Source organism: Fodinibius halophilus (assembly GCF_011059105.1).
In the GTDB taxonomy this organism is placed as follows: Bacteria; Bacteroidota; Rhodothermia; order Balneolales; family Balneolaceae; genus Fodinibius; species Fodinibius halophilus.
The window spans coordinates 44291-57114 of record NZ_JAALLS010000006.1 but is presented as its reverse complement, the minus strand read 5'-3'; the positions used below and the strand labels follow the sequence as shown (position 1 = coordinate 57114).

Here is a 12824-nt window from a genome sequence, read left to right as displayed (position 1 = left end):
AGGTCAGTGACATCAAGGGAGGGGAATGGTTGACATTACCCCCTTGATGGTATAAAAAACAAGCTGTTTTCCCTTTACATCTTTTATCGTTTTGGGTCTTTTATATCGTTATCAGAATGTTATTATTTCATTTCGAAATCTAAACAATAATCCAATACCTATCTTATGAAGTCAGTGCGTACTACTGTTTTATGTATCCTTCTTCTGATGGTATGTTCACTGCAAGGCTGGTCACAGTCCTCACCTGCTGAGGCTTTTAAAAATGTGACGATCCATACTGCAGATGGAGAGACCATTAAAAGTGGAACAATTGTTTGGCGCAACGGGGTTATTACCTCGCTGGGCAAAAATGCTAACATTCCTTTTGATGCCTATGTTCGTGATGGCGGCGACAGCCTTCACGTATATCCCGGCTTTATTGATGGTTTGGCATTATGGGGAAGTCCGGACATTGAAAATGATTCAAAAAAACCGGATGAACCCGGAAATCCCAGTTATGCCAGGGCAGGAATACAACCCGATAGGGTACCTGCAGACCAGTTGAAGTTTGATGACAAAGTGCTTGAGGAAGCACCGAAACATGGATTTACAACGGCTGCTATTGGGCTCAAGGGAAGAATGTTGGCCGGACAAGTGGACCTGTTCTCAATTGATGGTGAGAACACAAAAGACAACGTTCTTGAAAATGGAATTGGTATTTTAGCCCAGTTCGAAGAGGCAGGGGGCACGGCTTATCCTTCCACAACAATGGGGGTGATGACGACTTTTCGCCAGCTTTTTAATGATGCCAAAGCGTTACGTCAGCAACAGAGATATTATGCATCAACCTCCGGGAACTATTCAGCACCGGAAAAAGACAAGGTGTTGGAGACATTGTATCCGGTGATGGACCAAGATCAGCCTTTTTACTTTGTAGTTGACAGCAAAGAAAACATCGAACGCCTTTTTTGGTTGCAAGATGAATTAGGATTTGAGGTTGTGATCGTATCCGGAAAAGAAGCTTACAAAAAGGCTGATGAGTTGAAGAAACGCAACATTTCGGTATTGGCAAGTATCGACCTCCCTGAAAAGCCCGAATGGAAAAAGGCTGAAGAGAAGAAAGAGGAAAGCGAACCCCGAGAAGAGCTCGAAGAGGTAACCGAAGAGATGCGCGTATTTCGGGAACGTCAGTTAACAGCTTATAAGGCAGATATCCAAAACATTCGGAAACTGCTTGATGCCGGTGTAAAGGTCGGTTATGCCTCTAATGGTTTTAAGCTTGCTGATATTCAAGACAATATCACAACGCTTAAAGAAGAGGGGAACCTCTCAGAAGAAGAAATCCTGGAAATGCTGTCGCAGACAACAGCAGAAATTCTGGGGTACGGTCAAAAGATGGGAGATGTCGCGACCGGCAACATGGCCAGTTTCACGGTATTTTCTAAACCATTTTCTGAGGAAAAGGCCAAGGCCCTTTACTCTGTTACTGATGGCGAGCTCACAGAATTTGAATCAAAATCTTCCAACTAGTACACATTATGAAGAAGATATTATTATTAACCATAGCACTGTGTATTAGCATTAGCGGATATGCACAGGAAACAGGCTCTGTTTTGATCAAAAATGGTACGGTAATGACCATCACCGATGGCAATAAGGCCGATACTGATGTTTTGATTGAAGATGGAGTTATCACGGATATTGGAAAAGACCTTTCAGCTCCGCGAGGCGTCAAGACTGTTGATGCCAGTGGAAAATATGTGATGCCGGGTATTATTGATGCCCATTCGCATATTGCTGCTGTAGACGTTAATGAGTGGACAAACCCAGTAACGGCAGAAGTATCGATGGAGGAATCGATCGATCCCACAGATATCAATATCTATTGGGCACTGGCCGGTGGCGTAACCTCTATTCACCTGATGCACGGCTCGGCAAATGTTATTGGTGGACAAAATGAGACCCTGAAGCTTCGGTATGGTTCCAATATGGATGGGATGCGGTTCGAAGGAGCACCGCGGACGATTAAATTTGCCCTGGGGGAGAATCCCACTCGTGTGCATGGACAGGGTTTTGATGTAAAGCCCCGTACTCGCATGGGTGTTGAGCAAGTTATTCGTGACCATTTTGATGCTGCTCTCGATTATAGACGAAATCGACAGGAATACCTGGATGCCAAGAAAGCTTATGAAAACGGCAACCTGGATACTCCTCCTGTACCTGTAGCTAAAAACGAACGCTTAGAGGTTCTAGTCGATATTATCGAAGGTGAGGTTTGGGTGCATACACATTCGTACCGTGCTGATGAAATTGTAATGCTGATGCGCGTTTTCAACGATTACGGCATCGAAAACTTTACGTTCCAGCATGCGAATGAAGCCTTTAAAGTGGCGCCGGAACTGAAAAAGAATAATGCTTATACCTCGGTATTTGCAGACTGGTGGGCCTATAAGTTTGAGGTCTACTATTCTACGGCTTATAACGCCTCTATACTCAACGCTAATGGCGTCAGAAACAGTATTAACTCCGACAGTGGTGAGCTTATTCGTCACCTTAACCATGAGGCCGCAAAGGCGGTACATTATGGTGGGACCTCCAAGCAGGATGCGCTAAAGATGATTACCATTAACCCTGCTATGCAGCTGGGTATCGATGACAAGGTAGGCAGCATTGAAGAAGGAAAGCATGGAGATGTGGCTATATGGGATGGTCATCCTCTGAGCATCTACAGTATTGCAGAGAAAACCTTCGTAGACGGTAAGAAATACTTTGATCGTTCCGAAGATAAAGACGATATGCGATTGGAGGCAGACGCCGAAACGGATTTTGATGAAGGTCGCAGCCGTTGGTATAATGAAAACGGCCGCCAGAATAATACATGTCTGCGAGGAGCTGAAATTCGTTTTACCAAGCAGGGCATGAAGCTCAATCAGAGTAGAAATTAATTGAAATTGAAAGACGCAGGAATTCTTATGAAGTATTTCAAATCATTATTGACAACGTGCCTGTTGGTTTTTGTTATCGGGATGAACGTTGAGGCTCAAATTACCGAAAAAGCTGAATATGGCAAGTTTGCGATTACAAATGCTACTATCCATACCGTAAGCAATGGGGTAATTGAAAATGGTGTGGTATTAATTGACGGTGAAAAGATCGTTCACGTCGGTCAAAATGCCAAAATAACCGCCGATTACCAGCGTATTGATGCCACCGGAAAGCATATATATCCCGGATTTATGGATGCAGGAACGCAACTGGGGCTCCAGGAGATCGGGGCTGTAGCGGTAACAAATGACCAGGCCGAACTGGGTAACCTCAATCCTCATGTAAGAGCATTTACTGCTATTAATCCCAGCAGTGTTAGTATCCCTGTAACCCGGGTAAATGGCGTTACCCATGTGGTTTCTCTCCCGGTTTCAGGATTAATTTCTGGAAAAAGTACTCTGATAGATCTATATGGTTACTCTCCGGATTCAATGGCTGTATCTGCAAATGCAGGCTTGCATTTAAACTGGCCCAGTGCCCAAAAGGGAGGCTGGTGGGATGATCGCAGCGATAAAAAGATTAAAGAACAATATGAGAAAAGGCTCAAGACACTAAACGATCTTTGGTCAAAGGCTGAGTTTTACCACAAGATGATGTCGGCTTATGAAAAAAATCCTGAGAATAAGAGTAAGCCCGACGGAAATAAAAAAATGCAGGCGATGAGAGAAGTTATTACGGGCAAAATACCGGTAATAATCTCTGTTGATGCCAAAAAAGATATCTTAAATGCGATAGAATGGACCAAAGAACATCCCGATGCCCGCTTTATTTTGGCCGGTGTTCAGGATGGATGGCGTGTAGCAGAAGAGATTGCGGAAGCCGGTCTCCCGTGTTTGGTCTCTACGCTCTATACTCCCGAAAGAGATTATGATAATTATCAACGCCCGTACCAAAATCCCGGGAAGCTGCACGAAGCCGGTGTTAAAGTAGCTATTGCTACCGGTGGCGTTGAGAATGTTCGTAACGCTCCTTACCATGCCGGATATGCAGCAACCTATGGGTTGGGTAAGGAAGAGGCGCTCAAGGCTATTACACTTAATTCTGCAGAGATATTTGGTGTTGATGATAAGCTGGGCAGTATTGAAAAAGGAAAACAAGCAAACCTCTTTATCTCGGATGGGGACCCCTTTGAACCGATGAATCATATTGAGCAGGTGTTTATCCGTGGGTATAAAATCCCGATGATAAGTCGCCATACTCAGCTGTATGATGAGTACTTGAACCGGGGAGCAAAATCAAACAACTGATATAGTAGATTTTACCCCGACAAAAATTTACTCTAAAGGTGTGGCATGAAAGTGTCACACCTTTTTATGTTTATGAGTGTATGTTTAGTCGGTGGGATTAATTAGAACCCAATAAATGAGTTATTGTTATGTTTTCATCATCGTATAAAGCAGCTGTCATCCAGATGAATAGCCAAACGGATTTGGATGCGAACCTGGAACAAGCCTATGATCTCGTCAAAGAAGCTTCAAAAAATGGTGCGTTAGTAGTGGGCTTACCAGAGAACTTTGCATTTCTCGGTGGATTATCGATGCGAATGGAACGCGCTGATGAGATCGCTGAACGCCTGCCGCAATTTTTATCAGAAATAGCGAAAGAGTTTGAAATTTACCTGATGGGAGGAAGTTATCCTGTTCCTGCCGAAGGAGGGAAGGTGTTTAACCATTCTACCCTGTACGGTCCCGATGGTACCGAAAAAATATCATATAATAAGATTCATCTTTTTGATGTAGATTTGGGGGATGAAGAGTCATATCGTGAATCGGATTATGTGGAGCCCGGAATGGCAGAACCGACTTTTTATGAAGATGAAACTATCGGAGGATGGGGGCTAACGGTTTGTTATGATCTTCGCTTCCCGGAATTATACAGGGCGCTGGCCGGTAAGTCACAGGTGCTATCAGTACCCTCGGCATTTACTTACACTACAGGACAAGATCATTGGAAGGTGCTACTTCGGGCACGGGCAATAGAAAATACAGCTTATGTTTTTGCACCGGCCCAAACAGGCATGCACGGTCCGAACCGCAAAACCTGGGGCCATGCTATAATTGTAGATCCCTGGGGGGAGGTTATTGCCAATGCCGGAACTGATATCGGGGTTGCCTACGGGCAGATTGATCCTGATAAACTAAAACATGTTCGGAGTAACATTCCATCGCTAAAACACCGCAGGCTATAACGGCTACTGATCTACTCTTTTGCCCGTTGCATTAGAAGAGTATCAAGCATGAGCAAACTTCCGGATAAAACAGCAAGTATTAAAATACTGAGAAGGGGCTCCCAGATAATGAATCCACCTATAAGTCCCAATATGGCTCCTAAATATTGGATATAGCGTAACTGTTCGTTGGTGGCAGACTTTATAATATTTGAGATATGCTGTTCGTCATAACTGCGTAGGTTTTCTTCTACCAACTTCTGGACATTTAGTTGATTAATGAGTTTATAAAGCAGTGAAGTTACGATGTTTTCAATGGCATCACTGTTGTTATCAATTTTTTTAGGAAGCTCATCCAGTAGGTCATCCATTTTATTAAGCCCGCTTTCGACTGAGGTTGGAATCTGTATCAGTGCTTCCTCAATAATATGCTGCATTTCTTGTCCCTTTATGAAAGAATAGGCTTTCAATGCTACTTTTTCGAATGATTTATCGTGAATTGCATCCTCAATTTGTACCAAAATACGTTCGGCAATAGCCCCGCGAATTTCTGGATCAGCGATCATTTCATCCAGGTATACAATAACCCATTCTTTGAGCTCATCCCTAAACTGCGGATCATCAATGATGCTTTTGATATATTCTGTGGATTGCTCCCGATACCGGCTTATTACATTGGATTCGGTAATTTTCTTTTTAATGATTTCGGGATTTATCAGATCCTCGGATACGGCTTGAGAAAGGCGGTAAGCAATACGGTTTTTTTGTGCAGGAATAAGACCGTGACCCAAAATGGGGCGTTTTTCGGCCGGCTTAAAAAGCATGGTAATAGCTAGCCAGTTGGTAAAAAAGCCTATTAGCCCACTGACACTCACAATTTTCAGAAGGCCTTCGTATTGTAAGGTAATTCCCCAAAGTTCGGTCGAAACTCCGTTAAAATCCCAAAAAAAGGATACTAAAAACATGATGCCCAGCAGGTAGGGTACAGCAGACAGAATATTGATGAGGGTGGAACTGTAGAGTCTTTTACGTTTCGGGGTACTCTTTGAGGGGGGCGTGGATTTAGTGAGATCTTCAATTCTACTGTGCCGTGCAATGATTTGCCAAAGATGCCGGGCATGTTCCCGTGTTTTATCTTTAGCTACATCAAGTGCTTTTTTGTTATTCTTATCGGCCTCTAACTGTTGTTTTTCCATAGTACAATCCGGTTATATATTACTCACAGAAACCCTATACGAAAATATGGCGAAGTAGTTAGAAGGGAACAAGATTTTTTCAGGACCAATTAGCTCTTGCCAAGGTATTCATTCTCCTTGGCGGTCATCTGTTGTTTTTGTTTGTCCGTTTTATCTTCATAGCCTGCAAGGTGTAGTAAACCATGAATATAAATCCGTAAAAACTCTTCTTTTGGGGATTCGTTGAACTCTGCGGCTTGTTGGCGAATGCGGGGAGCACAACAGAACATGGTGCCTTCAATGGCTTGGTTGTCAGGAGATTCATCATAACGAAAGGTGATGATGTCGGTCACATAATCTCGTTCGAGATACTCTTTGTTAATACGGACAATTTCGTTTTCATCCACATAAACAACTTCTACAAAGTTGAATGCACAACCTTCTGATTCAAAAAGGGTGGAAGCTACTGAACTGTATTTTTCAGCAGCGATTGGAATATCAGATTCTGTTTGGTTGAAAACCTGAATATCAGCTGATGGGGATGCCATTACTGGTCATCTTCCTCAAATGAAAAGTCATCCAGGTCGACCGATTCTGTAAGAGAAAGGGCAACGGCACACATCATCAAGTCTTCAGGCAGCTGGGTAAAATCACTGTTGAGTATGGCATCACCTACATTAGCATATAGGCTACAACCCGCTGTTTGTTCAACAATGAGGCCGGAAGTACGCTCTTGCTCTTTTCCAAAAAACGTAACCTGTTTGAGCATATCGCTGGCTATAAAAGCGGTACAGTTGTGAAGCTGTAAAAAGGTATTTTGGGCATATACCGAAACCATATTCATATTATCGCCATGAATATCAAGGCCCAGATGAATCTCGAGGGCCAGTTTTCGACCTTCCTCATCATTTGAAACTTCAAGGCGATAGACATCATTACCTAACGGTTTCGCCTCCGTTTTGAGCACATTGGCGATAGCATCAATATTTTCTTTTGTAAACTGGTGAACCATTGAGTACTAACTTAAGTAGAGGTAGTTTCAATTACGATGAAATATACTATTCCGAATCAAGAATAAGAAATTTTAGATTTCTTTAATGCAATAAATATTAAGCATTCTTAAAGGCCATACTGCTTAATCTTAGATTTACTGGCTTCTTTAGAATCGGGGAAGGGAAGTTGTCCACCCGAGAGATTATTTACGGTTTCATAAAGCGCTGTGGCCTTTTCGTCATTTCCTGTTATATAGTAGATTCGCTGGATGATAACAAGGAAGTCTCTACTTCGGGATAAGTTTCGAGAAATTGTTTGTCGGCGCTGCATCACATTTTGAATACGCCCACGCAGTTGTTGCTGCTTACTCATATTAGCATTTTTACGAGCTTCTTCGGTTTCTTGATTGAGCTGATCAATTTCTTGGCGCAGATTTGTAAACTTCACCATGTTTTCTTCAAGCATCTTTATTGCTTTTTTTTCTGCTTTTTCTGCCAATTTTAAAGCTTCGGTAGTTCCGCCAACATCAGCATAGTTGTAGGCATACATCACCAGGGGATATAACCCAGAAGAGGCTTTAAGGAAGGGAATGCGTTCTTGTCCCCATTTTAGCCAGTATCGGGCACTGTCGGGCTTGCCAAGCTCTTTATACTTGTTTGCTAATTCTGTGATACTTACCTGGTAGTTGCTTAGCATGCGACGAATATTTTCGTCCAGGTAGGTATCGGGATTATTCCACTGGCGGAACCGGAACTTTTTAAGACGCTTAGCATGAATTTGAGGATTGATCCAGCCGTATCGATCTCCCTGATGCCTGTCGGGTACTACCCGGTAGGCTTTGCCTTCAAATCGGAAGTAAGGTTGCAAGTTTAGCTGGCTTTGTCGCGAGACCGTATTGGCAAAATATACCGGGCGTAACCAGCGGTTCGTTTTAAGGATGTCCAGGATAACTTCATCTTGGACCTGTGTATAATGGCGCTGTTTGCCGTCACGTCCTTTGCCTAACGAACGTCCCTTGTAATACCATGAAACTTCATTATCAAGAGAATCTACCGGTATGTTATAATCAACCCCTTTGGAATAGATTTCCAAAGACGTATCAGGTTTAACTCCTATCTTTTCTTTGTATTTGTTGTCTCCGGAGAATGCACTGCGCAAAAGATCTTTATTAACCGGTATGGAAATAGTATCCGGCTCATGCAGATTGTAATTCTGGGTCATCTGTTCAATCTCATCATCAGAAAGAGAAATCGGTAGCGGAGCTGATTCATGCGACCACTGGTCGCGCAATTGTTTTATATACCAATCGGTGTTGAGCAGACTTAAGCAAACAATACGCACATCGGTACGAACACCTTCAACCTCTTGAAGGTACCAAAGGGGGAAAGTATCGTTGTCACCATTCGTAAAGAGAATAGCGTTGGGTGCAGCCGATTGTAAAAGGTTATAGGCATAATCGGGGGCTACATAGCGTTCGCTGCGATCGTGATCGTGAAAATTTTGTACGCCTACCAGTACGGGAGCAGCCAACAGTAACGTTCCTATGGTGCCATAGGCTGCTATTTTATTACTGTTCAGGTATTCTTTGATCAATTCTATAAGTCCCATGCCCCCCATACCAATCCATATGGAGAAGGCAAAGAACGAGCCCACATAGGCATAGTCGCGTTCACGCGGCTGCATGGGAGTTTGATTTAGAAATACGATAATGGCCAGCCCGGTAAATGCAAAGAGCGCAAATACAGACAGTGCGCGTTTCCAGTCATTTTGGAAGTGAAAGAGCATTCCAAAAAGCCCCAGTAAAAATGGGATATAGTAGTAGCTGTTGTGAGCGGGATTATCTTCGTGTTCGGTATCTACAAATCCAGCCTGCCATCCGGCATCTTGAATATCAGCATCGCGGCCAATAAAGTTCCAGGCAAAATATCGCCAATACATATGTTTGAGCTGGTAATCCAGGAAGAAATCCAGGTCACTGGAGTATTGGGAATATTGCCGAATATGTCGTGGCGCGGTAGAATATCGTCGTGGAAAGAAAGATTCATCTTCTCTGTTGATATTCCCTTTACTATTATCATAGGTATAGCCGGTTAACAGGGGAGTATCTCCATACTGTTTGCGTTCGAGGTAATCGATGAATGACTCAACAGTTTCCGGATCGTTTTCGTCAATGGGTGGGTCGGCAGATGAACGAATAAAGATCAGGGCATAAGAAGAGTAGCCGATTAAAATCATCGTATAGCATAATATCATAATGTTAGCCATGCGATGGTTGTTCTTATGCGTATAGTACAGTCCCCATGTAATAGCTAGAAGAACCATTACGATAAAACTCATCGGCCCAATAAGACCGTAACTGGCCTTTGTGATGCTCTCCATGATAGAGGGAATGGATTGCAGGGTAAAGGGATATATCAGTAAAAAGGAGACGGATGCCAAACCAGCCATGAGCGAAAAGGAGACCCAGTCAAACTCTTTCTTTTTGAAATAAATAATAAGAGCAACAAAGAAAAGAGCGAGTAGGTTTAATAGGTGGACCCCCAAAGCAAGTCCAAACAAATAAGAAATAAGAATTAACCAGCGCTCATTGTGAGGGGCGTCATGGTTTTCGGCCCATACCAATGCAAGCCAGACCACCATTGCAGTAAAGAAGAGGGATATTGCGTAAACTTCTGCTTCAACAGCATTAAACCAGAAGGTATCGGTAACAGCAAAGGTTAATGCGCCCAGCAGTGAGCCCCCATACATTCCAATCTTATCAATGGAGATCATATCTTCTGGTGCGCCTTTCCATTCGCGGACAAGTCGAACACTGATAAGATAAAGCAGCATCACCGTCAGGGCCGAACTGAGGGCACTAATAAAATTAATGCTTACGGCCACATATGAAGTTGGCATAAACATAGAAAACAGGCGACCCAACAGTGAATAGAAAGGTGCCCCCGGCGGGTGGTTCACTTGCAAGCCGTGAGCAACAGCAATAAATTCACCGGCATCCCAAAAACTAGCCGTGGGAGCCATTGTGAACATGTATAAAATGAGAGAAGCTAAAAAAGTAAATAGGGCTAAAGTACGGTTGGTCGAGGTATGGTTCGAAAACATTCGCGCCTATATTGTTTAAAGACAATTAAGTTTCTGTTCTGTAGCAGGCAATAATAGCCATAGGTGTGATAGAATCAAAATATCGATATCCCATAGGATAGATCAATTTCTCTGCGTCTTTAACGCAAAAAAAAATCAAATATTTTTAAAATCTGGTAACATTTGCATTTGAGGGTTGCCACTCCACGAAAAATTCCTTAAAAATAGGCGCAATAGAGATCTATCATAAAAAGTAACTAAAACGAACTACTATATGGGCTCCAAGAATAAAGGCACCGAATTATTTTCATCAAAGCTGGGGTTAATCCTCAGTGTACTGGGTATTGCTGTTGGGACAGGTAATATTTGGCGCTTCCCACGTATTGCAGCACAAAATGGGGGGCAAGAGGGCGCGGGTGCTTTTCTTGTTGCCTGGATCTGTTGCCTGTTCTTGTTCTCTATCCCCCTGATAATTGCAGAATATGGAATAGGTCGGCACGGTCGCAAAGGGGTTGTAGGTTCCTTTATAAAATTAGTCGGTAAAAAGTATGCCTGGATGGGTAGCTTTATCGGTTTTGTGGCAACGGCAATAATGTTTTACTACAGCGTTGTGGCCGGTTGGTGTTTGTACTATTTGATTGAATCAATAACCAGCAGTTTGCCTGCCAATATACAACAGGCCGAAGCCGTGTGGTATGGTTTCCAAGGGTCGGCCTGGCCCTCTGTTTTTCATGCAGTGATGATGGGACTGGGCGGCTTTATCGTTGTGAAAGGTATCTCATCTATCGAGCGCATCAATAAGGTGTTGATCCCTTCATTACTGCTGGTGGTTGTAATATCACTAATTCGGGCCGTTACATTAGAGGGCAGCGGGCAGGGACTTGAGTACCTGTTTACCCCTGACTGGTCGATGCTAAGTGAGCCGAGTCTCTGGTTAGAGGCCTTAACACAGAATGCCTGGGATACCGGGGCTGCATGGGGACTTATACTTACTTACGGGGCATATATGCGTGCAAAGGATGATGTGACTATAAGTGCTTTCCAGACGGGTATTGGAAATAATATAGTTTCGTTACTGGCAGCAATGACGATCTTTGCTACTGTTTTCGGAACTCTGGGCAGTACCATGGGCAATGGTGAAATACTGGATATTATGAAAACCTCCGGACCCGCCTCTACGGGACTCACCTTTATGTGGATGCCTCAGCTTTTCAATGAAATGGCCGGAGGTACTGTTTTTGCTATCTTATTTTTCCTGGGATTAACCTTTGCCGCTTTTAGTTCCCTGCTTTCGATGATTGAACTGGCCAGCAGGGTATTGGTAGATATGGGATTTCCCCGAAAGAATGCAACCATTGCAATTTGTGTAACTGGCTTTTTTCTGGGGATGCCTTCTGCAATTTCCACGGATATTCTGGCCAACCAGGATTTCGTATGGGCAGTAGGATTGATGGTATCCGGGGCTTTTATGTCGTTTGCGATTATTAAATTCAATCCCGATGAGTTCCGTCGGCAGATTGTCAATAATGAGGAAAGTAAAGTACAGCTCGGTAAATGGTGGACGGTCATTATCAAATATGTGGTACCCGTAGAAGTGATATCACTTCTCGTCTGGTGGATCTACCTCAGTATTACTTCCTATGCCCCAGAAAGCTGGTATAATCCACTGAGTGCATTTTCAGTGGCAACAATAGCCGTACAGTGGGGAATAGCGATGGGCGTTTTCTATCTCTACAATGGTAAAATTGCAGAAAAAACTATAGCTGCTGATAAAAACTAACCATCTATCTTTTGTTCAATAACTTGAATTGAGTCACGGATCTCTTTAAGTACTGACAGTGTCGAGGCATCTGCTTCAGCACTGCCGGTACTGTATTTACTTTCGGTCACCATGTCGCGCTGTTCTAGCACTTTGTTACGAAAAGCTGATGCATCTTGAATACCGATAAGGGTAAGATCGGCTTGACCTGCTCCACTACTGCCGGCTGTTTCAACTTTTAAGATACTGAGCCCGAAGAAACGCAACAGGGGACCTTCTTTAAAGGTAAGATCCTGGATCTTGTCCAGCGGAATAGTACGTTCGACATGAAAGAGAAGTCCTTTTTCGAATCGTAATGCCCGGTCTGTGAGTTCAGCACTTAAACGGTTAAAGTAACGTTTAACGAAAGTCCATCCCACGATCCATAAAACAGGGAGCAATAAAATTCCAAAAACAGTAACAGTTAATATCAGTGAGAGGTAGACCAGTAAGTATATTTTTATCTTGGGGTTAAATTTCCCCTCGAGTATTACTCTATTTTCTGATTTGGCCATAAAATCGTCTTTTTTAAGTTGGATGGTTAACGGCAATTAATGAAAATTAGGTCCATAAAAAAAGGACAGAT

The 12824-nt window shown here is 43.2% G+C and carries 10 protein-coding genes; 5 read left to right on the top strand and 5 right to left on the bottom strand.

Annotation, left to right across the window (positions count from 1 at the left end):
* Positions 1–165: 165 nt before the first annotated feature.
* From G3569_RS06105 to G3569_RS06090, 4 genes are all read left to right on the top strand, one after another.
* Positions 166–1509 carry an amidohydrolase family protein gene (locus G3569_RS06105; protein ID WP_165267128.1) on the top strand — a complete coding sequence of 448 codons (1344 nt, stop codon included), beginning with the start codon at positions 166–168 and terminating at the stop codon, positions 1507–1509.
* A gap of 8 nt (positions 1510–1517) precedes the next feature.
* On the top strand, positions 1518–2924 hold the full coding sequence (locus tag G3569_RS06100; protein WP_165267126.1) for an amidohydrolase family protein: 1407 nt from the start codon (positions 1518–1520) through the stop codon (positions 2922–2924).
* 27 nt (positions 2925–2951) lie between these two features.
* On the top strand, positions 2952–4271 hold the full coding sequence (locus tag G3569_RS06095; RefSeq protein ID WP_205720052.1) for an amidohydrolase family protein: 1320 nt from the start codon (positions 2952–2954) through the stop codon (positions 4269–4271).
* A 128-nt stretch (positions 4272–4399) separates the two neighbouring features.
* Positions 4400–5212 (top strand): carbon-nitrogen hydrolase family protein, encoded by an 813-nt coding sequence (locus G3569_RS06090; protein ID WP_165267124.1) that lies wholly within the window; start codon positions 4400–4402, stop codon positions 5210–5212.
* A gap of 11 nt (positions 5213–5223) precedes the next feature.
* Here G3569_RS06090 and G3569_RS06085 read toward each other — a convergent pair whose 3' ends face one another.
* The 4 genes from G3569_RS06085 to G3569_RS06070 all read right to left on the bottom strand — a co-directional run bounded on the left by G3569_RS06085 (position 5224) and on the right by G3569_RS06070 (position 10380).
* Positions 5224–6387: a DUF445 domain-containing protein gene (locus tag G3569_RS06085; RefSeq protein ID WP_165267122.1), complete on the bottom strand. Its 1164-nt coding sequence runs from the start codon at positions 6385–6387 to the stop codon at positions 5224–5226.
* Positions 6388–6476: 89 nt separating this feature from the next.
* Complete coding sequence (ybeY, locus tag G3569_RS06080) at positions 6477–6914, bottom strand: rRNA maturation RNase YbeY (protein WP_165267120.1); 438 nt, start codon at positions 6912–6914, stop codon at positions 6477–6479.
* Positions 6914–7378, bottom strand: a complete 465-nt coding sequence (locus G3569_RS06075) for a hypothetical protein (protein WP_165267118.1) — start codon at positions 7376–7378, stop codon at positions 6914–6916. Before G3569_RS06075 ends, ybeY begins: the two co-directional genes overlap by 1 nt.
* Positions 7379–7485: 107 nt before the next feature.
* Positions 7486–10380 (bottom strand): glycosyltransferase family 117 protein, encoded by a 2895-nt coding sequence (locus G3569_RS06070; protein WP_240894620.1) that lies wholly within the window; start codon positions 10378–10380, stop codon positions 7486–7488.
* A 334-nt stretch (positions 10381–10714) separates the two neighbouring features.
* On the opposite strand from G3569_RS06070, the gene G3569_RS06065 reads away from it, so the two are divergent.
* On the top strand, positions 10715–12220 hold the full coding sequence (locus tag G3569_RS06065; protein ID WP_165267114.1) for a sodium-dependent transporter: 1506 nt from the start codon (positions 10715–10717) through the stop codon (positions 12218–12220).
* Here G3569_RS06065 and G3569_RS06060 read toward each other — a convergent pair.
* Positions 12217–12753: a PH domain-containing protein gene (locus tag G3569_RS06060; protein WP_165267112.1), complete on the bottom strand. Its 537-nt coding sequence runs from the start codon at positions 12751–12753 to the stop codon at positions 12217–12219. The two genes, G3569_RS06065 and G3569_RS06060, sit on opposite strands and share 4 nt — an antisense overlap.
* Positions 12754–12824: the final 71 nt, after the last annotated feature.